The organism is Pseudomonas sp. 2024-210, assembly GCF_045062345.1.
Taxonomy (GTDB): Bacteria; Pseudomonadota; Gammaproteobacteria; order Pseudomonadales; family Pseudomonadaceae; genus Aquipseudomonas.
Genome location: NZ_JBJGEJ010000008.1, coordinates 178,521 through 202,300 on the forward strand (window position 1 = coordinate 178,521; position 23,780 = coordinate 202,300).

Here is a 23,780-nt window from a genome sequence, read left to right on the forward strand (position 1 = left end):
CGGGCTTAATACACCCACACCTCAACTCTACGGTTCTTGAGGCGGCCTTCATCCTCGGCGTTGTCAGCCACCGGCATCTGCGCGCCGTAGCCACGAATTTCACGTAATACGACGCCGCTTTTGACCAGCTCACGGCGTACGGTCATTGCCCGCAGCTTCGACAATAATTGCGCGCGCCCGGTGTCATTTTTGGCATCGCCAAAACCCACCAGGGTGATGTGTTGAGTGAGTTTGCCGTGCGTTCTCAAATAGTCGACCACACGCACTAAATCCTGGCGGGCCTTGTTGTCGAGTGTCGCGCTGCCTTCTTCAAATCGAAAATTGACAGACAGGCGCTGAGCTTCTTTGGTCAGTGCCTGATAGTCCTCGGGCATATGTTCCCCGGCCACTACGCGATTGGCTTGCACGCTCTGCGCAATAAAACCGTTCTTCGCGACAATTGCTTGCCCTTGAGGGCTTTGGGTGAAGTTGATCAGTGACTGGGCCAGCGAATTCGGAGAGTTGGGCGGCAGATAGAAAAACAGGCGCCGTGACAGCGGGTAATCTTCGCTGGCGATCAGGCTGTCGAGCGGTAACATCGGCTGCGAAGGGCCATCGGCAATCGCTACGGCTTTGGCCGCACGGATGTAGGGCAGGCCAATGAAACCGATCGCTTGCGGGTCCTGACTGACCGCATCGGATAACTGCTCACTGGACTCGAAGCGCTGCGCCGTTGGGCTTAACGTCAGGTTTGCGCGGTTAAGCACCACCTCTTTAAACGTGTCCCATGTACCGGACTGATCATCGCGGGCATAGAGATGAATGGTCCCGCCGACGCCGCCCAGTGCTTCCCAGGTGCTGACCCGGCCGCTGAAGATGTCGGCCAGTTGTTCGGTCGTGAGTTGCTTCAGCGGGTTGCCGGGATGAAGAATGATTGCCAGGCCGTCGATGGCGATGACGTGTTCGGATGCCGGGCTTTTCAGGTCTCCCAGCGCTTCAAGCTCGACCAGTTCAGCGTCTTTGATGGGGCGTGAGGAAGCAACCATGTCCGCCTGCCCAGTATTGAGTGCCGCGAAGCCGGTGCCTGAGCCGTGGGCTGAAACATCCACGCGAACCTGCTGACCCAAAGCGTTGGTGCCGACAATGCTGTGCTCGTTAGGGGGCGAGGCGGGTACGCTGTGAATGTTGCGCAGGCCCTGTTCGGCCAGCATGGCGCTCACCAGTGCCGGGCCGAGATTGGCGCCAATGGTGTTGGAGCCTTGAATGCGCAAGTCGCTCGCAAAGGCCATGCCGGTTATTGAACACACCACCATCCACACGATTAAACGCAGCATGAGCGGGCACCTTCCTGGAGCCAGAAATGAGCCAGCAATTTAAGTCAGGTGTGTTACCGGCGCATGACGGTGGAGGTTAATGCCCCTGCAACTCAGCTCAATTCAAGCCAGACAGGTGCATGGTCGGACGGCTTTTCCATGGCGCGCAGGTCGTAGTCGACACCGGCGTCTTTGATCCGGTGTACCAGCCCTTTGGAGGCCAGAATCACGTCGATGCGCAGGCCACGTTTAGGCTCGTCTTCAAAGCCCCGGCTGCGATAATCGAACCAGCTGAAACGGTCTGTGACGTCCGGGTTCAGGTAGCGAAAACTGTCCACCAGGCCCCAGCCCTTGAGGCGCTCCATCCACTCGCGCTCTTCAGGCAAAAAGCTGCATTTGCCAGTTTTCAGCCAACGCTTGGCGTTGTCCGGCCCGATTCCGATATCGCAGTCTTGCGGGGAAATATTAATGTCGCCCATCACCACCAGCGGTTGTTCATTACTGAACTGGCTTTCGAGCAGCTGTTGCAGGTCACTGTAAAAGCGCTGTTTGGCCGGGAATTTGGTGGGGTGGTCGCGGCTTTCGCCTTGTGGGAAGTAACCATTCATGATGGTGACCGGCTGGCCATTTTCGTCGGCGAAAGTGCCCCAGATAAAACGGCGTTGGGCGTCTTCGTCGTCAGTGGCAAAACCTTTGTGCAGTTCAAGAGGTTCTTTTCGCGACAGCAGGGCTACACCGTAATGGCCTTTTTGACCATGGTAATAGACGTGATAGCCCAGCGCCTGAATGTCGGCGAGGGGGAATTGATCGTCGTGGACTTTGGTTTCTTGCAGGCCGATGACGTCGGGCTGGTGTTTTTCGATCAGCGCTGCCAGCTGATGTGGCCGAGCACGCAGGCCGTTAATGTTGAATGAAACGATTTTCATGGGCAGGCAGTCCTGAATAAAACTGCGATGTTAGCGGTCAGCGTGCAGTGGGGCAAATGCACTGCTAACGTTGGAAACTCGAAGCCCCGATTGAACTGTTGTGCGTCTCGGGGGCTCGTACTCATTAAGAAGTGTCGCTATCCAAGCGTCACCGAGGGGACCGTCATGACTCAAGCGTCTAACGCCACATGCCAGATTCAGTTGCTGGACAGCGGCTATTCAAAGGAAGCACGTGCGCTGCTGTATCAGGCGTATCGTCAGGAGCCGACGTTTCAGTATCTGTTCGAAGCGAGTCGCCCGGGCTATGAACGACGGATGCGGGCTACCATTCGGGCATTGGTCAAACAGCATTTCTTTCAGGATTTACCGGCCTTGGGGCTTTTGGTCGATGATCGCTTGGTGGGTATTGCCTTGATTGCACCCCCCCTGAGGCGTCTGGGCATCACTGAAAGTTGGGCATGGCAACTGCGCATGTTGCTCACGGCCGGTCTGCGTGGCACGCGCCGTTATCTGAACTACCATAACGCCGTGCTGGCGTGCATTCCCGGTGATGCCGTGCATATGTTACCGCTGCTCGGAATTCACCCGCAGTTTCAGGGTTTGCACTATGGCGAGCAATTACTGGAAGCCGTTCATAACTGGTGCGCTGCCGATGAACATTCCGAAGGTGTAGTGCTCGACACCGGCAATGAACACTATCTGGAATTTTATAAGCGTCAGGGTTATGTCCAGATTGGAGAGGTGGCCATAGGCCCGGTTGTGGAGCATGTATTTTTCCATGCCAACCCTCAGGTGTTACACACTGCAACAGCATAAGTCCGCGTTTGTGCTTCGTGGCGCGCTCTAAGTCCAGCCTTGTACGTGATAGCATCCGCGCCTATGAAGTTTCCAGGAAGATTCACCAGTGCGTTTGTCCTGTTAATCAGCAGTTGCGCGGCATTTGCCCAAAGCGAACTGGTGGTCAAGGTCAAACCGGCAAACAACGCCCTCAAGGCCAATGTGGAAGGCTATATCGGCAGCCTCGGCGATCGCGACGAGGAGGCCTTGTTGCGCTTCAAGCGTGGCGCCATAGAGCAGGCCCTGAAAGCCTCCCAGGCCTTGGGTTATTATCAACCCACCATTGATGCCGAGGTCAAAGTCGGCAACCCGCCGCGTCTTGAGTTGAATATTGATCCCGGTGAACCGGTGCATCTGCGCAACGTCAATGTGCGGGTCGAAGGTCCGGCTTCATCGCTCAAGGCGTTTCAGATCCCGGCCAGTGATGATCTGAAACCGGGTGCCGTGCTCAATCAGGGCAACTACGAAGACGCTAAGCGCATGATCCTTAACCGTGCTCTGCGCTACGGTTTTTTCGAGGGTAAATTCCTCAAACACGAATTGCTGGTCGACCCCAAAGGCGGGTTTGCCGATATCAATCTTGTGTATGACAGCGGCCCCCGTTACACACTTGGCAAGGTCACATTTGCGGGCAATGCGCCCTTCGATCAGACCTTGCTCGATCGGCTAGTGCCTTTCAAACCCGATACACCCTATGACTCCCAGCTGATTGCCGAGCTCAATCAAAACCTGCAAAGCAGTGGTTATTTTGAAACAGTGCAAGTGGGTGCCGCGCCGAGTACGGCCGTCGGTACTGTGATCCCGGTAAACGTCGATTTGTATACCCGTAAACCGCGCACCATGACCTTGGGTCTGGGCTATTCGACCGATATGGGGCCGCGAGGCAAAGCCAGCTGGACGCGACACTGGGACAACCCCCGTGGCGACAGTTACGGTTTTGAGTCCGAAATTTCGCAGCCCAAGCAGAACGTCGGGGCTTGGTATGACATCCCGCTTGACCCGCCCCTGACCGATAAATTGCGTTTTGCAGCGGGCTATCAATACGAAGAAATCGCCAATACCGACACGCTGAGCAAGTTGCTCACCCTCGGCCCTGAATGGCACAGCAAACTGGACAACGGCTGGACGCGGGTCGTTTTTCTGCGCTGGCAACATGAGCAGTACCGCCTGGGGGATGACTCTGGGTTGAGCACTTTGCTAATGCCAGGGGTGAGTTTTTCGGTGGTGCGCAGTGATAACCGTATTGACCCGAGCCACGGATACAGCGTGACTTCTAGTATAGAAGTGGCAAAAGAAGGGCTGATGTCGGACACCAACTTGTTACACGGTGACGTGCAATTCAAGGCATTGACCACCCTGTGGGAAAAACACCGTTTTCTGGGGCGGGTTCAATTCGGCGGCAGCGCCACCAACGGCTATAAGCAAGTACCGCCATCCTTGCGGTTTTTTGCGGGCGGTGATCAAAGCGTGCGGGGCTATGCCTATCAGAGTCTGTCACCTAAGAACTCAGATGGGGATCGCATCGGCGGACGCTATATGTTGACGGGCAGCCTCGAGTATCAATACCAGTTCGCGGAGAAATGGCGCTGGGCCACGTTCGTTGATCAAGGCAATGCATTCAATAATCTGGAACTGCCCAGCTTGAAGACGGGCGTTGGCGTGGGCATTCGTTATATCTCGCCGATAGGCCCGATACGGCTCGATCTGGCTCATGCGCTGGACGATGACGGTGGTATTCAACTGCACTTCTCGATGGGGCCTGAACTGTGATTCGTGGTTTGAAAATAGCCGGCTTTGTCGTCTTGGTGCTGGTGTTGCTGGTCGTTGTCACCCTCGGCGTTATTTTGGGTACGCAAACGGGTAGCCGTTGGGTGTTGGCTCAAGTGCCGGGTTTGCAGGTGGATAACTTCAACGGCCGCCTGGGTGCACAGTGGAGCGCCGATCACCTGTTGTGGGAGCAAGGCACCAGCCGCGTAGAACTCACCCGGCCGATTTTCGCATGGTCGCCTGGTTGCCTGACCCGTATGACCTTATGCATCGACCAGCTACAGGCGGATCAAGTCAGCCTGCAATTTCCCCCGAGCGAAGACAGCAGCAGCGGCCCGATCAGCTTGCCAGAGTTGAAGTTACCCCTGGCCATTGAAGTCGGCGTGATCAAAGTCGGCAACGTGCTGTTTAATGGTATCGAGCAGCTTAAAGGCTTGCAGATGGCGGCGCAGTGGACGGCCAAAGGCTTGCAGATCGATTCCGTAAAGGTAGAGCGTGAAGACCTGAGCGTGAACCTGTCGGGGTTGTTGCAACCCAATGGTGACTGGCCGTTGACGTTGAATGGGACGATCAATCTGCCATCTCCAGACAAACAACCCTGGGCGCTGGCGCTGAACGTCGAGGGTCATTTACGCACAACCTTGAACCTGACGGCTGACAGCAGTGGTTATCTCAACGCCCACCTGAAGGGCGATGTTCAGCCCTTGGCGGAAAACTTGCCCGCGCAGTTGAGCATTACCTCCGAGGCATTTAAGGCCAGCCCGGATCTGCCTGATACCTTGCAACTCAACCAATTGCTGCTCACCGCCAAAGGTGATCTCAAGACCGGCTATGCCTTGAAGGGCACGGCCAGCTTACCTGCTGAAAACAACCCGGTGAGTTTGTTGCTTGAAGGTCGAGTAGACAGCAAAGGCGCACAGGTTTCAGCGCTTGACCTGACCTCCAGTGCTCAGCAGCGTTTAAAGCTAGCCGGGAAGGTGGATTGGCAAAAAGGGCTGAGCGCCGAAGCCATGGTCGACTGGCTCGATTTTCCTTGGCATGACCTGTACCCCGTGATCGCCAAACCGGACGTTGACCTGCGCACATTCAATGGTGAAGTGTCTTACACCGACGGCAAGTACCTGGGCAACTTCAAGGCGGATCTGGATGGCCCGGCAGGCGCTTTCAGCGTTGCCAGTCCCTTCAGTGGTGACCTGGGCCAAATCTTCCTGCCAGAGCTAAAACTGGTGGCAGGGCAGGGCAAGGCTGAGGGGCACGTTAACGTCAAGTTCACCGATGGTGTGGCGTGGGATACGGCGCTGGATTTGAGTGCGCTCAACCCGGCATATTGGGTGGCTGAATTGCCGGGGACATTGGCAGGCCCATTGCGCAGCACAGGCTCCTTTAAAAATGAGCGGCTGGAACTGGACGCCAACCTTGATCTCAAAGGGCGTTTACGTGGGTTGCCGGCACTGCTGCAAGCCAAGGCGCAAGGCGCTGGCGAGGCATGGACGGTCAGCACGCTGGATATTCGTCTGGGTGATAACCGCATCAATGGCACGGCCAGTTTGCAGCAGCAACTCAAAGCGCAGCTGGAATTGAACCTGCCGCGTTTGGGCCAGTTATGGCCCGACCTGCGCGGTCAGCTTAAGGGCCGTGTGGACATGGCCGGCACGCTCAAGGCCCCTGAGGGCAAAGTGGCGTTGCAAGGTCAGCAGTTGGCGTTTGCGGACAATCGCCTGCAAAGCCTGACGCTGGACGCCACACTGGATCGCAATCAGCGTGGCCGGCTTGACCTCAAGGGCAGCGGTATTCAGGCGGGTGACACCCAGCTGGGTGTATTGACGGTGGGTGCTAGCGGTGACATCAAACGCCAGCAACTGCAATTGGCGCTGCAAGGGCCGATGCTTCAACTTGGGCTGGCGCTGGAAGGCGCACTGGATAGCGACAATTGGCGGGGCCGACTGACCCGCGGCGACGTGAAGGCGGGCGGACAAGATTGGGTGCTGCAAAACCCGGCGCGGCTGGAGCGACTGGCCGATGGCAAAATCAATTTGGGCGCGCAGTGCTGGACCTCTGGCCCTGCCAGTTTGTGCAGTGAAGATCAGCGGCTGATGCCGGATCCCAAGCTGCGCTTCCACCTCAAGCAGTTCCCTCTCGACAGCTTGGCGCAATGGTTCCCCAAAGACTTCCAATGGCAAGGGCAACTTAACGCCGACCTTCTGCTGGACGTGCCAGCCAGTGGCCCGAAAGGTCAGGTCGTGGTCGATGCCAGCGGTGGCACCTTGCGGATTAAAGATAAAGGCCAGTGGCTGGATTTTCCGTACCAGACCTTGAAACTCACCAGCTATTTAACCCCGAGCCGCGTCGATACTCAGTTCAACTTCAATGGCGGCAAACTTGGCCAACTGGTGCTCAATGCACGGCTCAATCCGTTGCCCCAAAGCAAGCCCGTGACGGGTGATTTCCGACTGAGCGGTCTGGATATTTCTGTGATTCGTCCTTTTGTGCCGATGGTCGAGAAACTCACCGGCCAGTTGAACGGTTCAGGGACTATTTCTGGTGGACTGCTCGCGCCCCATATCAACGGCAATATCGCGTTGAGCGGTGGTGAGATTTCCGGGCCACAGTTACCGACCAACTTTGAAAACTTGCAATTGAGCGCCGTGATCAACGGTGAAACAGCGCTGCTCAATGGCGGCTGGACCAGCGGCAAACAAGGGCAGGGCAGCATCAGCGGCGACGTTGCGTGGGGCAAAGCGATGTCCGTTAACGTGCTGGTCAAGGGTAATAACCTGCCTGTAACGGTTGAACCTTACGCCAAACTGGACGTAGCCCCTGACCTGAGAATCACGCTAAAACCTGATAACACGCTCTTGGTTGCGGGTAAGGTAAATATCCCGAAAGGTGAAATCACCGTACGAGAATTACCGCCATCGACCGTCAAGGTGTCAGATGACACCGTCATCGTTGGCCAGCAGGCGACAGAGAGCGAGCCGCCCATGGTGGTCGACATGGACATCGACGTCGTGGTGGGGCAGGAACTACTGACCTTCAGCGGCTTTGGCCTGAATGCGGACATCGCCGGGCAAGTACACATCGGCGACAACATGGACACGCGTGGTGAGCTACGGCTGAACAACGGTCGCTACCGGGCTTATGGCCAGCGGTTAACCATTCGCCGTGCGCGGCTGTTGTTTACTGGGCCGATAGCCCAGCCTTACCTGGACATTGAAGCGGTTCGCCAGACCGATGACGTGATTGCCGGAATCAGGCTCACCGGCAGCCCGGAGCAACCGACGACGCAAATCTTCTCGGAACCGGCCATGAGCCAGGAACAGGCCTTGTCGTACCTGATTCTGGGTCGTCCCCTGACAGGCAATGGTGAAGACGACAACTTGCTGGCACAAGCTGCGTTGGGGTTAGGCCTGATGGGCAGTTCGGGTGTGACCACCAGCCTGGCCAACCATTTGGGACTCAAGGATTTTGAACTGGACACCGAAGGCAGCGGAGACAGCACGTCGGTAGTGGCCAGTGGCAAGATCAACGATCGCTTGAGTGTGCGTTACGGCGTGGGTGTGTTTGAGCCGGCCAGCACCATTGCCTTGCGTTATAAATTGAGCAAGCGGGTGTATGTGGAAGTGGCGAGCGGGATAGCCAGTTCGCTGGATATTTTTTACAAGCGTGATTTTTAACCCGAAAGGGTGAAGTTGCAGTTGCAGTTGCAGTTGCAGTTGCAGTTGCAGTTGCAGTAGATCTTGATCTGGTTTTTGATCTTGATCTGCCGCCCCTTTCGGGAGGCCGAGTGGAGGTTCTGCGTAGTGGGTCGACCGGCATGGATGCCGGGAGAGCTGCGATCGGGGCAAGGATGGCCCGTCGCAGCGTGCCCACGGAGCGGGACCGGAGCGAGGGAACTTGAGCGCAGCGAAAGCCGTACGCAGGGGCAAGGACCTTTTGCTTACTTTTGGGGCTGTTTGCCAAAAGTGAGCCGCCGTAAGGGCGGAACCCGTAGAAAGCCGTGATACATGAAATGGATATGTACACAGGCTAATTAAAAGCATCGAGTACATATCCATTATTAGCGTCTAGTTGAAGTTATGGTTTCGCCCTTACGGCGAGGTACTTTTGGCAAACGCCGAGTGTCGGACCATCCCAAAAATACCCAAAAGGTCTGCGCCCTACTATACGGCCGAGCTCGCCTAGGCTGGCTCGGCGTCCTGCCTCGCCCCCCATAACAGCACCTGCGTTCAGCCTCCTGTGAGGGGCCTCAGTGTTGTGCCGACTATTTCGGTAGCAGCAGTGACACCGTTCGGGACTCAAGGTTTTTGAACTGCATACAGAAGACAGCGCAGACAGCTGCAGTTGCAGTAGATCTTGATCGACCGCGCCATCGGGAGAGCCGTCACGGCGTGCCCACGGAGCGGGGCGTGAGCGAGGGAACTACTGAGAGCCCTGACACTGCGAACCTTGAAAAAGCCAGTCAATTTTCTCGCTGGATGGGAATCAAAACCACAGTCTGAGAATCATGCCCTATAGTGCGGCCATGACCGACCCAGAAAACAAAAGCATCGTAGATCGCGTATTGCATGTCTTGGTGTGTATCGCCAAGGCCGGCCATCCGATCGGCGCCAAACGTATCGCCGCCCAGGTTGGTATGCCGTTGAGCACCGTCTATCGGCACCTTGGCGCGCTGAAAAAGTGGGGCCTGGTTCAGGAACACATGGCCACGGGGCTGTACGAACCCGGCGCTACGGGGGTGCTACTGGCCAGGGGGTTTGACCAGAACTCCTACCTGATCAACCAAAGCCGCGACGAAATCAGCGCGCTGGTAGAGCGCACCGGTGAAAGTGTCGGCTTGCTGGTGTACACCAACGAGCAAGTGGTGTGCATCGCCATGGAAGAAAGTACGTTGTCATTGCGCTGCTCGTTTACCAAGGGCCGTGCGCATTCACTGATGTACGGGGCGTCGGCCAAGGCCTTGCTGGCTTTTTTGCCCCGCCCGCTGCAAAAACGCCTGATCGAAGAACAACTGGGCCATGACCCGGTCGCCGTGGACGCCCTTGAAAAGCAGGTCGCCGAGATCCGCAAGAAGGGCTACGCCACCAGCGAAGGTGAAGTGGACCAAGGCGTGTGGGGGATCAGCGTGCCGCTGATTTCCGACAATGAACGTCTGGAAGGAACCATAACCCTGATGGCGCCATCGCTACGCGTAGGCGCCAGGGAAGAAGAGCTTATAAAAATGACAATAAAAGCGGCCAGCCGCATCTGCAACCGATTCTAACCTGCCGGTTACATCACGATTTGGCCCACTCAGAATCTCGAGGAACACCTTATGAAGTTTTCCAGGCTGCTCGCGGCCGTTACAACCGCATTCACCCTGCTGTCCATCATCCCGATGGCTGCCACCGCGGCGGGTGACGTGATGCGGGTTGGCACCGATGCCACCTTCCCGCCCATGGAGTTCATCAAGGACGGCAAACGCACCGGCTTCGATGTAGAGCTGATCGAAGCGCTGGGCGCACAGATGAACAAGAAGGTCGAATGGATCGATATCGGCTTCAAGGGGCTGATCCCCGGTCTGATTGCCAACCGTTTCGATGTGGCAGCGTCGGCCATTTACATGACTGACGAGCGCCGCAAGGTCGTCAACTTTACTGACCCGTATTTCCGTGGCGGCCTGGCGGTAGTGGTACTCAAGGATGACCAGAGCATCAATAGCCCGGCGGACCTGAGCGGCGACAAAAAAGTCTCTGCTCAAGTCGGTACCAAATCCATCTCGTTTCTGAAGGACAACTACCCCACTGCCAGCGTGGTGGAGGTGGAGAAAAACCAGGCAATGTTCGACCTGCTGACCATCGGCCGGGTAAACGCCGCAGTGACCGGCCGCCCGGCCGCCATTGAGTTCGCCAAGTCTGAGCCGCGCGTGCGCGTGCTGGATGAAGGCCTGACCACCGAGCTGTACGGTTTCGCCCTGCGCAAGAACGACGCCGAACTGGCGCAACAGATGAATACCGCGTTGCAAACCCTTCGCAGCAACGGCGAATACGCCGCGCTGACCCAGAAATGGTTTGGTACCCAGGAATAACCACGGCAGCGGGCGATTACGCCCGGTGTTTCCCTGAAGCACTACCTGCGGAGTAAACCATGGATCTCGATTTTTCCCCGGTGTGGGATGGCTGGCGCGCGCTCGCTTCCGGCGCCGCCGTTACCATTGAAATCACCCTGGCGGCGCTGATACTCGGCTGCGTGCTCGGGCTGTTGATCGGCCTTGGCCGCCTCAACCCCAAGCGCCGCATCATCTATGGCGTGTGCACCACGTACCTGACGCTGATACGCGGCACCCCACTGCTGGTGCAACTGTTTATTCTGTTCTTCGGCCTGCCGCACTTCGGCATCCAGCTGCCGGCTTATGTCTGCGGCATTTTCGGCCTGGGCATCTATAGCGCGGCCTATGTCTCGGAGATTGTTCGCGGCTCTATTCAGTCGGTAGAAAAAGGCCAGATGGAAGCAGCCCGCTCCCTCGGTCTGCCGTACAAGATGGCGATGCGCAAGGTAATCCTGCCGCAAGCATTTGTGCGCATGATCCCGGCGCTGGGCAACGAATTTATCGCACTGATCAAGAACTCCGCGCTGGTGTCGCTGCTGACCATCGCCGACGTGATGCATGAGGGCGAAAAGATCATCAGCGTGTCGTACCGCTCCCTCGAAGTGTACCTGGCCATTGCGGCGGTTTACCTGGTGCTCACCGGCACCACCACGCTGATTCTGCGCCACACCGAAAAACTGCTTCGTGCTGAAGGGAGAGTCTGATGAGCGCGCCCATTATTGATATCAGCAACCTGAGCAAGTCATTCGGCACTCACCATGTATTGCGCGGCATCGACTTCAGTGTCCAGCCCAGCCAGGTGGTGGTGATCATCGGCCCCAGCGGCTCTGGCAAAAGCACCTTCCTGCGCTGTATGAACGGCCTGGAAACCGCCGAGGGCGGAACAATGGTTGCCTGCGGTCACACTGTGGTCGAGCAGGGCCGCATGATGAGCGAAGAAAAACTCGATGCCCTGCGCAGCGAAGTCGGCATGGTGTTCCAGTCCTTCAACCTGTTCCCGCACCTCACCGTACTGGAAAACATCACCCTGGCACCCATGTCGCTGCGCGCCACGCCACGCAAGCAGGCGCATGCCCAGGCCATGCAGCTGCTGGAAAAAGTCGGGCTGGGGCACAAGGCCGACGTGTACCCGGGCACGTTGTCTGGCGGGCAGAAACAGCGCGTGGCGATTGCCCGGGCGCTGGCAATGGAGCCCAAGGTGATGCTGTTCGACGAACCCACCTCGGCGCTCGACCCGGAACTGGTCGGCGAAGTATTGCAAGTGATGCAAAACCTGGCCGCCGAGGGCATGACGATGATCATCGTGACCCACGAAATGGGCTTTGCCCGTGAAGTGGCGGACATTGTGGTGGTAATGGACCAGGGCGTTATCGTCGAGGCCGCACCGCCAGCGCAGTTGTTCAGTGCCCCGAAGCAGGAGCGCACGCGCAGTTTCCTGCAGGGCATCCTGGCCCGCGAGGCGTCCCATGCCATTTGAAGTGCTGGCCCTTGCCGACATCCCGGCTGTGCCCTGGAAGAACCACGCCGGCATTACCCGCGAGCTGTGTATCGAGCCGCCGGGCAGTGACCTGGACACATTCATCTGGCGCGTCAGCGTTGCCGAAGTGGCGGCCGACTCTGCGTTTTCGACCTTCGACGGCATTGATCGCACCATCGTCCTGCTCAACGGCAGCGGTCTGCATCTACAACTGCCCGGTGGGCTGCTGCACCCGCTTACCTGCGCCTATCAGCCGTTTACCTTCGCCGGTGAGTTGCAGGTGCAGGCAACGGTGCAAGGCGGGGCCACTCGGGATTTCAACCTGATGGTACGGCGCTGCGCCGCTACCGGCAGCATCGCCGTGTACAGCTGCCCGCAGCAATTGCTGCTGGCAGCCAATGCCAGCCTGCTGTTCGTTGCCCAGGGCGAGGCGTTGTTGACCGATGCAGAAGGCCGTATGCAACGCCTGCGCGCGGGTGACCGGGTGTGCTTCGGCGAAGGCCAGGCAAGGCCGCAGTTGCAGTGCGGCACCGACGCCGTGGTGCTCGCGGTGCATATCGACAAGAAGTGAATCGCTCATTGCCAGAGGTTATCGTGAACACCCACGCCCCCCACAACACCACAACCGCGCGCAGCCTGTTCGCAGAAGTCGCCCTGCTGCCCGGAGGCTGGCAAGAGAACGTCATGCTGCGCTGGGACGATGCTGGCGACCTGTGTGAAGTCTGCTCGGGGGCTACAGCCCCGGTAGGCACGCCAAGAGCCGCCGGCCCAGTGGTCAGCGGCATGCCCAACCTGCACTCGCACGCCTTCCAGCGCGCCATGGCCGGGCTGACCGAAACCCTGGGTGACCCGGCCGACTCGTTCTGGAGCTGGCGCACCTTGATGTACCGCTTTGCCCAGCGCCTGCTGCCGCACCACCTGCACGCCATTGGCCGGCATCTGTACATCGAGATGTTGAAGGCCGGCTACACCTCGGTGTGTGAATTCCACTACGTGCATCACGGCGCCAATGGCCAGCCCTACGACAACCCGGCAGAGCTGGCCGAACAGATCGTGCGCGCCGGCGAGGAAGTCGGCATGGGTATGACCCTACTGCCGGTGCTTTACCAGTACAGCGGTTTCGGCCAAAGCGCACCGCTGGCACATCAACAGCGTTTTATTTCCTCGCCCGAGTGGATATTGGGCCTGCGCGAACGCATGAAACAGGCCTTGCCGGAAAACGGCAATCGCCGGTATGGCGTAGCTCCGCATTCGTTGCGTGCGGTATCACAGGCCTCCCTGCAAGCACTGGTCGAAGGGCTGCAGCATTCTGATCCGCAGGCACCGATTCACATCCATATCGCCGAACAGACCCGCGAGGTAGATGATTGCCTCGCCAACCTGGGCCAACGGCCGGTGCAGTGGCTGCTGGAACACCAGGCGATAGACAGCTGCTGGTGCCTGGTGCACGCCACCCATATGGACGACAGTGAATACGCCGCGGTAGCCCGCAGCGGTGCCACCGTGGGGCTGTGCCTGACCACTGAAGCCAACCTGGGCGACGGCCTGTTCGACGCCCGCCAGTACCTCGCGGCCGGCGGCCAATGGGGCGTCGGCTCGGACAGCAATACCTGCGTCAACCCGTTTGCCGAGTTCCGCCTGCTGGAATATGGCCAGCGCCTGAACCAGCGCCGGCGCAATGTGCTGGCCGACCAGGCCACCCCAGTGGTAGCCGACCGCCTGTTCAGTCAGGCACTGGCGGGCGGCGCCCGGGCGACCGGCCGAAACGTGGCAGGGCTGGTCGCCGGCCAGCGGGCAGACTTTGTAGTGCTCGACCGCGACGCCCCGAATATCGGCGACCGGCCACACGGCCTGCTGCTGTCGGCGCTGGTGTTCTGCGAGCACGGTGGCAACCCGGTACGCGATGTGTTCGTGGGTGGTCAGCAGGTAATTGATAACGGCCAGCACGCCCTGCAAGAGCAGGCCCGCGCAGGGTATCGCGCAACCTTGGCCGACCTACTGAATGAAACCGCATAACCCGGAGGCCCCATGAACGACGAAACAGTTTTCAGCCTGCAGCAAGGCACAGGCCCGCTGCTGATTTCCATGCCCCACGTGGGCACTCATCTGCCCGCCGACATCCGCCCGCAACTGAGCGAGACCGGGCTGGCAGTCGACGACACCGACTGGCACATCGAGGCACTCTACGACTTCTCTATCGGCCTGGGCGCCTCGTACCTGCAGCCGACCTGCTCGCGCTACGTGGTCGACCTGAACCGCCCCGCCGACGGTGCCAACCTGTACCCCGGGCAGAACACCACCGGCCTGTGCCCGCTGACCACCTTCGACGGCGTACCCCTATACCGCGAAGCCTGCGAGCCGGATGAAGCCGAAATCCAGCGCCGCCTGGCGCTCTACTGGCACCCTTACCATAACGCCCTGCAGGCAGAGCTGGCCCGCATCAAGGCGCGTCACGGCTATGCGCTGCTGTGGGAAGCGCACTCGATACGCTCGGTGATACCGCGGCTGTTCGAAGGTACGTTGCCAGTGTTCAACTTCGGCACCGCAGACGGCGCCTCCTGTGACCCAGCCGTTGCTCAAGGCTTGCTGGCCACGGCCCAGGCACGCATGCCCGACCTGCCCGCCGTACTCAACGATCGCTTCAAGGGCGGCTACATCACTCGCACGTACGGTAACCCTGCGCAGGGCGTGCACGCCGTGCAGCTGGAGCTGGCGCAGCGTGGCTACATGGAGGAAGTGCCGCCGTATGCGTTGGATGATCAGCGGGTGGCGCGGTTGAAGCCGGTGCTGCAGGCGTTGATCGAGGCGTTTATGGGATTAGATCGGCCTCAATGACCGCCCCGTGGACTTGATCCGCGAAGGTATTGATTGCGTCATTCGCGGCGGGTTAACGATGGATGATTCACTGGTGGCACGGCCATTGGTGCAGATGGATCAGGTGACCTGCGCCAGTCCGGCTTACCTGCGCGCTCACGGCATACCGCAATCCCCTGACGAGTTGAGCGGTCATCAAGTCGTGGAGTACTTTTCCAGCGCATCGGGAAAACGCTACGGGCTGGAATTTAAATTCGGCAATGAAGTGCGTTTGATCGATCTGCCCAAACAGGTCTCGGTCAATAGCGCGGAAGGCTATTTGGCGGCTTGCGTGGCGGGCTATGGGCTGGTGCAATCACCGCACTATCACGTGGCTCAACTGGTACGTGAAGGGCGTTTGCAAGAAGTCTTGAGCGAGCATGAGCCGCCGCCTCTGGCATTGACCGCCCTGTATCCAGCGCATCGGCAATTGTCACCGCGGGTTCGGGTGTTTGTAGACTGGTTGGTGGACCTCTGTTCACGTCCAGCCAGCGGCTTTCGTCGAGCTGAATCCAGCTAGGATCTGTTCCCCTTGCATTGCAAACCGCCCGGCGGCAATGAAACGGGAACAGACCCTGTAGCCTTTTTGCGGTGTAACATGGCCCCCGATTCAACGCGGGCCAACCCGCAGTCACGAAATGTTTGCTACATTTTTCAGCATATTTTCAGCCTTACTTTCAGGAACAGGTAATGACCCCTTCGCAGCGCTTGAAATACTCGATTCTGATCTCACTGGTGGTTCTGGGGATCATGTTTGGTCTTTCGTACATGCAAAACCACGGCATGATCTCCGAGAAAATGTTCCAGTACATCGCCATCGGTGTGGCGGTAGTGGTTGTTGTGATCAATGGCGTGATGCGCCGTAAAACCAAGATTTAAGCCTCGATTTTACCCATGAGCACAGCCTCGGCCTGCGGATGCAGGCTGTAGCTTTTATCGCTGTTGAGCACCACCACACCCTCGCTGCATAAGCGCTTCAACACTTCGCGCACACTCAGAAATGACAGCGGAATATCCAGCGCCTGCAAGTGGCTGTGCATCCCCCTGACCCCCAATCGTCGATCGTTTCCAGCGGCTGTCAGCAGTGCATCAATGACCTTGAGCCGCACCAGGCTGGTGCGTAGACCGAAATATTTCAGCAGGTGACGTATGCGTTCGTTGCCTTGCAAAGGCGTGAGCGTTTTCAGCAAACCGGAGTTCGGCTGAAACACGGTTTCGCACTGTGGTTGACTACCATCCGTTGGTATTTGCGAGTTGTGCATGCAAAAAACTCCTTTTCAGAGCCTGATCAGGAAAATAAAAAATGCTCTCAGTTAACTAGACGTATGAGCGGTGAAAATCATGAACCCTTACGTGTAGAAATTCTGTTGTGGCGAGTGCTGTATCCGTCAGCGGCCCTTTCTATACGGGCGTTTACACCGTGATTAAATTTTTTTCACCGGCTTCGTCTTAAGGGGGCCGGGGGGTGGGTTTCAATGCGATCACGCTGCCTGGCTTATCCCTCGATCTAGCAGGAGTACGCGTGATTAATTACCGGCCATTAAGCAAAGTGTGTCTTGGCGCCGTGTGCCTGGGGCTGAGTGTTTCAGCCCTGGCCCAGCCCGCCGTCAGTGATGTCAGTGCAGAGATTCGACGCACGACGTTTGGCGTGCCTCATATTCGCGCCGCCGATGAGCGCGGTCTGGGTTACGGCATTGGGTATGCCTATGCTCAGGACAACCTGTGTTTGCTGGCCAACGAAGTGGTCACGGTCAATGGCGAACGTTCGAAATACTTTGGGCCTCAGGCGTTGACCCTTGAACAGCGAGACAATCTGGCCAGTGATGTGTTTTTCAACTGGCTGAACACGCCCGAGGCGGTCGCGGCTTTTTGGCAGGCACAAACCCCTGAGATCCGAGACCTGATCGAAGGTTATGTGGCCGGGTATAACCGCCAGCTCCGTGAGCGTAAAAACCTGCCCGCAGCGTGCGACAACGCTTCCGTGCGGCCTGTCACGCCTCAGGATCTGGTCAAGTTGACCCGTCGTCTGCTGGTCGAAGGTGGCGTCGGTCAGTTTGCCGAAGCGTTGGTTGCTGCTGCGCCACCCCAGGCCACAGCGCAGGTCGAGACTCGGGCTGGGCAATTCGAAATCGCAGCTGAGCGCATGCAGCGCTTTGCGCTGGACCGGGGGAGTAACGCGGTGGCCATTGGCAGCGAGCGTTCGCAAACGGGACGCGCAATGCTGCTGGCCAACCCGCATTTTCCGTGGGTGGGCGGTATGCGTTTCTACGAAATGCAACTGACCATACCCGGCAAGCTGGATGTGATGGGTGCAGCGCTGCCTGGGTTGCCATTGATCAATATTGGCTTCAACCAGCACATGGCCTGGACTCACACGGTCGATACGTCGAAGCATTTCACCCTGTATCGCCTGGAACTCGACCCCAAGGACCCGACACGTTACCTGCTGGATGGCCAGTCAAAACCCCTGACGAAGCAGACGGTCACGGTGAATGTGAAACAGGCAGATGGCAGCATTCAGCCTGTGTCGCGGGTGATTTACAGCTCTGCATTCGGGCCGGTTGTGCAGTGGCCGGGCAAGCTCGACTGGAATGACCACACAGCCTTCAGTCTGCGTGATGCCAATCTGCAAAACGACCGTGTGCTGCAGCAGTGGTATGCGATGAATCAGGCGAACAGCCTCGATGCTTTGCAAGCCTCGGTGAGCAAGATTCAAGGTATTCCATGGGTCAATACATTGGCGGTGGATGACAAGGGGCAAGCGCTGTATATGAATGCGTCGGTGGTGCCGTATGTGGATGCTGCCAAGCTGACGGCGTGCAGCGATCCGCGTGCAGGCCTTGAGATGATTGTGCTGGATGGCAGTCGCAGTGCCTGCGCGTGGACGATTGACCCGAGCGCGGCACAAAAGGGGATCTACCCGGCAAGCAAACTGCCGCAAATGCGCCGCAATGATTACGTACAGCATGCCAATGACTCGGCTTGGATGGCCAACCCCAATGCACCGCAGACCGGCTTTTCGCCGTTGATCAGCCAAGACAGTCAGCCATTGGGGCTGCGTGCCCGTTTTGCCCTGCAACGGCTCGGACAACCGGGGCGGCTCAGTATTAACGACTTGCAAGGCATGGTGATGGATAACCGGGTGTATCTGGCCGGGCAAGTCATGCCAGACCTGCTCAAGGTCTGCGAGGGAGCCTCTGCGGCGGATAAGCCCACACTGACGCAGGTGTGCGCGAGCCTCAAGAATTGGGATCAACAGGCCAATCTGAACAGTGGCATTGGTCTGGTGCATTTCCAGAACATCATGGTGCCGTTGCTTGAGGTAGAGAATGTGTGGCGTGTGCCGTTTGACCCGTCCGACCCGCAGCACACGCCGCGTGGGTTGGATCTGGAGCAACCGGCCGTGCGTGATGCGGTGCGTACAGCATTGCTGGCTTCGGCAGCGGCGGTGACTGAAGCAGGCTTGAGCGCGGATGTCACGTGGGGTGATATTCAGCAAGTCAGCAGGGGTACACAGCGCACGCCAATACATGGCGGCCCGGCGGCGTTGGGTGTGTACAACGCGATGCAAAGTGTTGCGGGTGAGGGCGCAAAGCGCGAAGTGGTCAGCGGCACCAGCTATTTGCAAACCGTCACATTCGATGAGCACGGGCCGCACGCGCAGGGCGTGTTGGCGTTCTCGATTTCCAGTGATCCGGCCTCCCCACATTCACAGGATCAAACGCGGGCCTTTTCGAATAAGCAGTGGCAAACGTTGCCCTTTACTGAAGAACAGATCAAGGCAGATCCGAACTATCAGCGTGTGCAGATAAAGTCCCAACATCCGTAGCCGCTGGCGCAGGCTGAGTCCGGCGATGCAGCCTTACGATCGCTTCGCAATCGGACGTGGCCTGCGGCAACTGCTACGAAATAGGGGGGGCTTAACCCTGTGGCTGCCCGTTGATCACGGGATTGCCGTTCTGGCTGATGCTCAGGTAGACCGGCAAGACTTTGGGCAGTGAGGTCACCAGACGATCAATGTCCTGAGTGTTGAATACACCACCAATGCGCAACTTGCCGGTTGCGCTGTCGGCTAGAACCAGCGGCGTATCCAGGTAACGGTTGATCAACGGTAATGCATCACTCAGAGACAGATTGTCCAGCACCAACTTGCCGTTGCGCCAGGCAAGATCTTGGGCATTGGCGTAGGTCTGGTTGATCTGCGGGGCGTAATCGCCCGCTTTGTAACGCGCCTGCATGCCCGGTTCGAGCCGCAGGCCTTCGCCACTCAGGCGCTTGTTGCTGGTCACCAGCACCGAACCTTCCAACAGCGTCACTTTGACCTGATCTTCATACGTCCACACATTGAACTGGGTGCCGGTGACGCGTACCTGGCCTTCTCCCGCCCTGACGAAGAAGGGGTGCGTGACATCGTGGCTCACCTTGAAAAAGGCTTCACCCTTGTTCAGGGTGACTCGACGCTGGTCTTTATAGTTGGCAAATGTCAGCTGCGTACCGAGGTTGAGTTCCACTTCACTGCCGTCCGGCAAGGTCACCGTTTTCAATTGCGAGTCGGCTTGCAGGCGTTGATAGGAACTCGGTACCCACCCCAGTTGCCAGCCACTGTAGGCCGCAACAGGCGCTGCGATCAGGGTGATGGCCGCCGCCACGGCAAATGTTTGCCAGCGGCTGCGACGGGCTACGGGCGGCATTTGAACCACTTCAGCAGCCACAGGCATGGAGTGCGGCAAGTGTTCGCTGACGTCCCAGATCTCCAGCATGGCCTCATATTCAAACGCATGCAGCGGGTCGGCGGTCAACCATTCAGCGAACGCCTCACGTTCCCGGTCGGTGCAATCAGGCTCGTGCACGCGCATGCACCACTGGGCAGCGGCTTCAGTGATGGCATCGTACTGGGCTTCGGTGAGACGTGTTTCGCTCATTGGTTCTCCTGGGTGCGATGCATTCTAACCTTGCGCTTGGGGATACGAGAACATGAGCCATGTCAAAAGCATGTCATTTAGCCTTCTGAGGTGGTTTTTCTCTGCTAGGGTTATCTCGGCATTCAAGTACCAGACGCAACATCAATTAATGGAGTTAAGAACATGTTGAAGAAAACTTTTGCTGCTGTTGTGACCGCTGCCGTTGTGTTGGCTTCTGGGGTGGCGATGGCTGCTCCGGGGCCTAACTGGGCTTTCTCCAAGGAAGCGGTTGAAGTGCTTCAAGGTAAGAACGGCTACACCGTGATCAAGAAGATCGAACTGGAAAACCCGGCTGCGGGCATCTGGAAAGCCGAAGGCGTGAAGAAAATTGATGGTGTTGAAGTCGAAGTCGAAACCACGTTCGACCACAACGGCAAAGTAATTTCTGAAAAGAAAGATTGATGCTCGACACCTGAATCGTTCTAAGAGCGTTTCAAGCCCGACCTTGCCTGCGCAGCGTCGGGCTTTTTTCAGCGCATTTATCCTCGTTGCGCCAACCATTGTTCACGGTTGATTTCCCATATCTCGTTGGTGAACGAGCCGCTGACAAACTCAGCCTGTGAGCGGCTGATTAATGTCATCCCGCCCCGTTGCGATACCCTGCGCGAAGCCTCATTAGGTCCCGCCTTGGGCACCCGCCTGCAGTCACGCTGCAGTGTCTGAAACCAATACCTGTCTACCACCTCGCACGCTTCCCCCATCAAGCCCTGGCCTTGCCACGGGGGTGACAGCCAAAACCCGCAGTTGTTGTTGTCCTGGTCCATCAAGCTGATGCAACCGATCACGTCATCGGGCTCTGTGAGCAACCGGATCGTCCAGTGCCACTCTTTGCCAAGTGCCATGGCCGGCAATGCGTGATCTTGCAGGTAGCTCAGGGCTCCGTTGGCCGGGTACGGCCAAGGCACACACGCATTGAGATAGCGCACGACCTCCCAGTGGGGGAAGCGCTCCTGAATGGCCTGCGCGTCGCCAATGCACAGTGGTTCGAGCAAGAGCCGTGAGGTTTTGAGCGTGGGAGGTTGCTGCATGAACGGGCGCTACTTGCCGTGAATGGGGTTTGAGCATAACCCTTGGTAATCGTCTAACAAAAAGCCCCCGTAAAAACGGGGGCTTGGCATTACTGCAAGGCTTCTCGGCGATTAGCCGTTCGAGCAGCCGTTACCCATGACGCGGTACTCCAGGATATGACGTTGACCTTGATGGTCTTCGTAGGTCATCTGAGCCGGAACCACTTCACACACATCTTGGGTGGGTGACACGCTAATAACTTTAGCGATATCGAGGTCAGTGGAGTAAGTGTAATGTTCGACAACAGGTTGAACCTGTGCAACTTTAGCTTCTTCAGCCACTGCCAATGTAGAAAAGCCTAATAGAGCTACAGCAATCAAACGGTTCATTATTCACACCTCAAAACAATCACGTATCACTGACTTCAGTTGCCCGGTGGGCGGTCGAAGTTGCGGCATTGTCCTCGCAAGAGGATGCCGCACGAAGTACCGTGCCCTGTTTTAATGTTTCAATGTTTGGTAAGGGATGTACCTATCATACGGTTTTGAAACAGTGATTAAAGTCAAAAGACTGACAAAAAGTCTTTCCATATCGGTAACAATTCAGCGGTTTCAGCACCCCCACTAAAAAGCCCCCTCCGAAGAGAGGGCCTGGGGTCGCATCCTTGCGGGCAACCTGAAGCTCAACGCCATTAATCAGTGGGTGCTGCAACCGTCGCCCATCACTTGATATTCAACCGTGTGGCGCTGACCCTGATGGTCTTCATAGGTCATTTGCGCCGGCACTACTTTGCAAACTTTGGGGATGTCGGACAGGCTGATAACTTTAGCGATGTCCAGCGTCGACCCATAAGAATATTGTTCTACAGCCGGTTGTGAAGTGGCGGCAGTGGTTTCGCCAGCAAAGGCAATCGATGCACTACCAGCCAGGAGTAAAGCAATTAAGGTTTTCATTGTGGTGGCCTCTAAAGTAATCAAGAGTTCAAGCTGACTGACTTCATTTGCCAACGGCAGGAAGAAGTTACGGCACTTGTTTGAATGATCAAGTAACCGTACGAAGTTCCGTGTTAAGTGTTCCATAAAGCTGTTTACATGTTGCCAAGTATACGCCGATGCCTACATCGAAAAAGACCTAATGGCAAAATGCTCTATTACCGCCCGGGTAACAATGTGGTGGCTCCCGTGTGATTTTCAAGGGTGCTGGACGATTGCCTTGCTGGCATACTGCCAATCCCCTTCCGGAGTCAGTCAATAGCATGAATGTCGAGTCACCCCTCCATGCCTGGCAAGAGGCCATCGAGCAGCGCGGTTTTGTTCAGGATCCGGCTCAAGGGCGGGCTGTGCAGGCCTTGCAGCGTTGCCATGAACAGCTGCATGAAGGGCGCAAGACCCTTGAGGGCGTGTATTTGTGGGGACCGGTAGGGCGGGGCAAAACCTGGTTGATGGATCAGTTCTACCTGAGCCTGCGGGTGCCCGCGCGGCGTCAGCATTTTCATCATTTTATGCAATGGGTACACCAGCGACTGTTTCAACTGACCGGCACCTCTGACCCGCTTAAAACGGTCGCCAAGGAGTTGGCCAAAGAGGTGAGGGTGTTGTGTTTTGACGAGCTGTTCGTCAATGACATTGGTGACGCGATTATTCTCGGCCGATTGTTCAAGGTGATGTTTGACGAAGGCGTGGTGCTGGTGTGTACCTCTAATCAGCCGCCTGAGCAGTTATATAGCCAAGGCCACAACAAGGAGCGCTTTGCGCCTGCGATCACTGCCATTGTGGAGCATATGCACGTGGTGTCGGTGGATGGAGTCCAAGATCATCGATTGCACCCCGGCATTGCGCAGCAGCGTTTTTGGGTGACGCCGCCGGGGCAGCCCAGTGTGTTCGGGGGCGTGTTCGCGCAGATGGCCCAAGGGCAGAAGGTTTCTGATGCGCCCATTGCGGTCGCGCGCCGTTTACTGAGCGTGGTGCAGGTCAGTGAAACAGTGTTGTGGAGCACTTTTCACGAAGTGTGCGAACAGCCGCTGGCCGCCATCGAATTTATGGACCTGTGTGGTCGCTATCAGTCGATTTTACTGAGTGACGTGCCCTGTATGAGCGCCGAGCAGCGTGAAGGCAAGATTGCGCGGGGGACTGAAGATGGCCCGGTGAAAGTCGAGGCGGGGGATCGTGAATTACCGCAGCTGTCGCGTTTCGACGACAGCGTACGGCGGTTTATAGCCCTGATCGATGAGTGTTACGACCGCAAGGTGCCGGTCTTGATTGAAGCGCACGTTCCGTTGGAACAGCTCTATACCCAAGGCTATCTGGAATTTGCCTTTCGCCGCACCCTGAGCCGCCTGCAAGAAATGCAGTTGCAGCGGTTCGGGGTCTAATAGGCAACCTCCAATTTCGTAGCGGCTGACGAGTCATGCACGACGGCTTCGTTATTCGTCAGCGGCCATGCTCACAGCCACACGTAAACCTGTAGCCGTTGCCGAAGGCTGCGATCGAGCGCGAAGCGGTCGCAAAATGGGACGACTCGGTGTGCCAGGTTTTACGACGGCTGCGCCGCCGAACGCAGCCTTCGTTCCTCGTC

21 protein-coding genes and 1 pseudogene are annotated in these 23,780 nt (G+C 57.6%); 15 read left to right on the forward strand and 7 right to left on the reverse strand.

Annotated features, from left to right (window positions below; genetic code table 11):
- Nucleotides 1–5: 5 nt before the first annotated feature.
- On the reverse strand, nucleotides 6–1,292 hold the full coding sequence (locus tag ACI7MX_RS13900) for a phosphate ABC transporter substrate-binding/OmpA family protein (RefSeq protein WP_314490059.1): 1,287 nt from the start codon (nucleotides 1,290–1,292) through the stop codon (nucleotides 6–8).
- A 113-nt stretch (nucleotides 1,293–1,405) separates the two neighbouring features.
- On the reverse strand, nucleotides 1,406–2,218 hold the full coding sequence (gene xthA, locus ACI7MX_RS13905) for an exodeoxyribonuclease III (RefSeq protein WP_405588947.1): 813 nt from the start codon (nucleotides 2,216–2,218) through the stop codon (nucleotides 1,406–1,408).
- A gap of 165 nt (nucleotides 2,219–2,383) precedes the next feature.
- Here xthA and ACI7MX_RS13910 point away from each other — a divergent pair, with 165 nt between their 5' ends.
- The 12 genes and pseudogenes from ACI7MX_RS13910 to ACI7MX_RS13965 all read left to right on the forward strand — a co-directional run bounded on the left by ACI7MX_RS13910 (nucleotide 2,384) and on the right by ACI7MX_RS13965 (nucleotide 16,116).
- On the forward strand, nucleotides 2,384–3,034 hold the full coding sequence (locus tag ACI7MX_RS13910) for a GNAT family N-acetyltransferase (RefSeq protein ID WP_314490045.1): 651 nt from the start codon (nucleotides 2,384–2,386) through the stop codon (nucleotides 3,032–3,034).
- A gap of 63 nt (nucleotides 3,035–3,097) precedes the next feature.
- A complete protein-coding gene (locus ACI7MX_RS13915; RefSeq protein ID WP_405588943.1) occupies nucleotides 3,098–4,825 on the forward strand; it encodes an autotransporter assembly complex family protein in 1,728 nt (575 codons plus the stop codon).
- A complete protein-coding gene (locus ACI7MX_RS13920; protein ID WP_405588940.1) occupies nucleotides 4,822–8,496 on the forward strand; it encodes a translocation/assembly module TamB domain-containing protein in 3,675 nt (1,224 codons plus the stop codon). The genes ACI7MX_RS13915 and ACI7MX_RS13920 overlap by 4 nt, the downstream gene beginning before the upstream one ends.
- 848 nt (nucleotides 8,497–9,344) lie before the next feature.
- Entirely contained in the window at nucleotides 9,345–10,082 is a 738-nt protein-coding gene (locus ACI7MX_RS13925) for an IclR family transcriptional regulator (RefSeq protein WP_314490040.1), read from the forward strand.
- 51 nt (nucleotides 10,083–10,133) lie between these two features.
- Nucleotides 10,134–10,886, forward strand: coding sequence for a transporter substrate-binding domain-containing protein (locus ACI7MX_RS13930; RefSeq protein ID WP_314490039.1), 753 nt, complete (start codon nucleotides 10,134–10,136; stop codon nucleotides 10,884–10,886).
- A gap of 59 nt (nucleotides 10,887–10,945) precedes the next feature.
- The gene (locus tag ACI7MX_RS13935; RefSeq protein ID WP_146386861.1) at nucleotides 10,946–11,611 is read left to right on the forward strand and encodes an amino acid ABC transporter permease; all 666 of its coding nucleotides are present in this window, start codon (nucleotides 10,946–10,948) and stop codon (nucleotides 11,609–11,611) included.
- Nucleotides 11,611–12,384 (forward strand): amino acid ABC transporter ATP-binding protein, encoded by a 774-nt coding sequence (locus ACI7MX_RS13940; RefSeq protein ID WP_314490038.1) that lies wholly within the window; start codon nucleotides 11,611–11,613, stop codon nucleotides 12,382–12,384. Before ACI7MX_RS13935 ends, ACI7MX_RS13940 begins: the two co-directional genes overlap by 1 nt.
- Nucleotides 12,374–12,955, forward strand: a complete 582-nt coding sequence (locus ACI7MX_RS13945) for a HutD family protein (RefSeq protein WP_405588933.1) — start codon at nucleotides 12,374–12,376, stop codon at nucleotides 12,953–12,955. The genes ACI7MX_RS13940 and ACI7MX_RS13945 overlap by 11 nt, the downstream gene beginning before the upstream one ends.
- 23 nt (nucleotides 12,956–12,978) lie before the next feature.
- Nucleotides 12,979–14,400 carry a formimidoylglutamate deiminase gene (locus ACI7MX_RS13950; protein WP_314490034.1) on the forward strand — a complete coding sequence of 474 codons (1,422 nt, stop codon included), beginning with the start codon at nucleotides 12,979–12,981 and terminating at the stop codon, nucleotides 14,398–14,400.
- Nucleotides 14,401–14,412: 12 nt separating this feature from the next.
- Nucleotides 14,413–15,219 carry an N-formylglutamate deformylase gene (hutG, locus tag ACI7MX_RS13955; RefSeq protein WP_314490032.1) on the forward strand — a complete coding sequence of 269 codons (807 nt, stop codon included), beginning with the start codon at nucleotides 14,413–14,415 and terminating at the stop codon, nucleotides 15,217–15,219.
- Nucleotides 15,206–15,757, forward strand: a pseudogene (locus ACI7MX_RS13960) (LysR substrate-binding domain-containing protein); the annotation flags it as partial. The gene hutG and the pseudogene ACI7MX_RS13960, both read left to right, overlap by 14 nt.
- Before the next feature lie 170 nt (nucleotides 15,758–15,927).
- Entirely contained in the window at nucleotides 15,928–16,116 is a 189-nt protein-coding gene (locus ACI7MX_RS13965; protein WP_122784910.1) for a hypothetical protein, read from the forward strand.
- Here ACI7MX_RS13965 and ACI7MX_RS13970 read toward each other — a convergent pair.
- The gene (locus tag ACI7MX_RS13970; protein WP_314490029.1) at nucleotides 16,113–16,499 is read right to left on the reverse strand and encodes a fe2+ zn2+ uptake regulation protein; all 387 of its coding nucleotides are present in this window, start codon (nucleotides 16,497–16,499) and stop codon (nucleotides 16,113–16,115) included. The two genes, ACI7MX_RS13965 and ACI7MX_RS13970, sit on opposite strands and share 4 nt — an antisense overlap.
- A 260-nt stretch (nucleotides 16,500–16,759) precedes the next feature.
- Between ACI7MX_RS13970 and ACI7MX_RS13975 the strand changes: the two genes are divergently transcribed.
- Nucleotides 16,760–19,066 carry an acylase gene (locus ACI7MX_RS13975; protein WP_405588928.1) on the forward strand — a complete coding sequence of 769 codons (2,307 nt, stop codon included), beginning with the start codon at nucleotides 16,760–16,762 and terminating at the stop codon, nucleotides 19,064–19,066.
- A 91-nt stretch (nucleotides 19,067–19,157) separates the two neighbouring features.
- On the opposite strand, the gene ACI7MX_RS13980 is transcribed toward ACI7MX_RS13975, so the two are convergent.
- Nucleotides 19,158–20,159 carry a FecR family protein gene (locus ACI7MX_RS13980; RefSeq protein WP_314490025.1) on the reverse strand — a complete coding sequence of 334 codons (1,002 nt, stop codon included), beginning with the start codon at nucleotides 20,157–20,159 and terminating at the stop codon, nucleotides 19,158–19,160.
- Between the two features lie 162 nt (nucleotides 20,160–20,321).
- Here ACI7MX_RS13980 and ACI7MX_RS13985 point away from each other — a divergent pair, with 162 nt between their 5' ends.
- Nucleotides 20,322–20,600 carry a PepSY domain-containing protein gene (locus ACI7MX_RS13985; RefSeq protein ID WP_314490023.1) on the forward strand — a complete coding sequence of 93 codons (279 nt, stop codon included), beginning with the start codon at nucleotides 20,322–20,324 and terminating at the stop codon, nucleotides 20,598–20,600.
- 77 nt (nucleotides 20,601–20,677) lie between these two features.
- Here ACI7MX_RS13985 and ACI7MX_RS13990 read toward each other — a convergent pair whose 3' ends face one another.
- From ACI7MX_RS13990 to ACI7MX_RS14000, 3 genes are all read right to left on the reverse strand, one after another.
- Nucleotides 20,678–21,226: a GNAT family N-acetyltransferase; N-acetyltransferase gene (locus ACI7MX_RS13990; RefSeq protein ID WP_405588924.1), complete on the reverse strand. Its 549-nt coding sequence runs from the start codon at nucleotides 21,224–21,226 to the stop codon at nucleotides 20,678–20,680.
- A gap of 111 nt (nucleotides 21,227–21,337) precedes the next feature.
- Nucleotides 21,338–21,595, reverse strand: coding sequence for a DUF2790 domain-containing protein (locus ACI7MX_RS13995; RefSeq protein ID WP_405588921.1), 258 nt, complete (start codon nucleotides 21,593–21,595; stop codon nucleotides 21,338–21,340).
- Nucleotides 21,596–21,901: 306 nt separating this feature from the next.
- Nucleotides 21,902–22,159 carry a DUF2790 domain-containing protein gene (locus tag ACI7MX_RS14000; RefSeq protein WP_314490057.1) on the reverse strand — a complete coding sequence of 86 codons (258 nt, stop codon included), beginning with the start codon at nucleotides 22,157–22,159 and terminating at the stop codon, nucleotides 21,902–21,904.
- A gap of 302 nt (nucleotides 22,160–22,461) precedes the next feature.
- Here ACI7MX_RS14000 and zapE point away from each other — a divergent pair, with 302 nt between their 5' ends.
- Complete coding sequence (gene zapE, locus ACI7MX_RS14005) at nucleotides 22,462–23,577, forward strand: cell division protein ZapE (protein WP_405588918.1); 1,116 nt, start codon at nucleotides 22,462–22,464, stop codon at nucleotides 23,575–23,577.
- The last annotated feature ends 203 nt before the right edge of the window (nucleotides 23,578–23,780 follow it).

Coding starts and splice junctions, on each gene's coding strand:
- ACI7MX_RS13900 (WP_314490059.1), bottom strand. CDS start 1,292: ATGGTGGTGTGTTCAATAACCGGCATGGCCTTTGCGAGCGACTTGCGC.
- ACI7MX_RS13945 (WP_405588933.1), top strand. CDS start 12,374: ATGCCATTTGAAGTGCTGGCCCTTGCCGACATCCCGGCTGTGCCCTGG.
- ACI7MX_RS13910 (WP_314490045.1), top strand. CDS start 2,384: ATGACTCAAGCGTCTAACGCCACATGCCAGATTCAGTTGCTGGACAGC.
- ACI7MX_RS14000 (WP_314490057.1), bottom strand. CDS start 22,159: ATGAAAACCTTAATTGCTTTACTCCTGGCTGGTAGTGCATCGATTGCC.
- hutG (WP_314490032.1), top strand. CDS start 14,413: ATGAACGACGAAACAGTTTTCAGCCTGCAGCAAGGCACAGGCCCGCTG.
- ACI7MX_RS13925 (WP_314490040.1), top strand. CDS start 9,345: ATGACCGACCCAGAAAACAAAAGCATCGTAGATCGCGTATTGCATGTC.
- ACI7MX_RS13965 (WP_122784910.1), top strand. CDS start 15,928: ATGACCCCTTCGCAGCGCTTGAAATACTCGATTCTGATCTCACTGGTG.
- ACI7MX_RS13940 (WP_314490038.1), top strand. CDS start 11,611: ATGAGCGCGCCCATTATTGATATCAGCAACCTGAGCAAGTCATTCGGC.
- ACI7MX_RS13995 (WP_405588921.1), bottom strand. CDS start 21,595: ATGAACCGTTTGATTGCTGTAGCTCTATTAGGCTTTTCTACATTGGCA.
- ACI7MX_RS13915 (WP_405588943.1), top strand. CDS start 3,098: ATGAAGTTTCCAGGAAGATTCACCAGTGCGTTTGTCCTGTTAATCAGC.
- ACI7MX_RS13980 (WP_314490025.1), bottom strand. CDS start 20,159: ATGAGCGAAACACGTCTCACCGAAGCCCAGTACGATGCCATCACTGAA.
- ACI7MX_RS13985 (WP_314490023.1), top strand. CDS start 20,322: ATGTTGAAGAAAACTTTTGCTGCTGTTGTGACCGCTGCCGTTGTGTTG.
- ACI7MX_RS13935 (WP_146386861.1), top strand. CDS start 10,946: ATGGATCTCGATTTTTCCCCGGTGTGGGATGGCTGGCGCGCGCTCGCT.
- ACI7MX_RS13970 (WP_314490029.1), bottom strand. CDS start 16,499: ATGCACAACTCGCAAATACCAACGGATGGTAGTCAACCACAGTGCGAA.
- ACI7MX_RS13930 (WP_314490039.1), top strand. CDS start 10,134: ATGAAGTTTTCCAGGCTGCTCGCGGCCGTTACAACCGCATTCACCCTG.
- ACI7MX_RS13990 (WP_405588924.1), bottom strand. CDS start 21,226: ATGCAGCAACCTCCCACGCTCAAAACCTCACGGCTCTTGCTCGAACCA.
- zapE (WP_405588918.1), top strand. CDS start 22,462: ATGAATGTCGAGTCACCCCTCCATGCCTGGCAAGAGGCCATCGAGCAG.
- xthA (WP_405588947.1), bottom strand. CDS start 2,218: ATGAAAATCGTTTCATTCAACATTAACGGCCTGCGTGCTCGGCCACAT.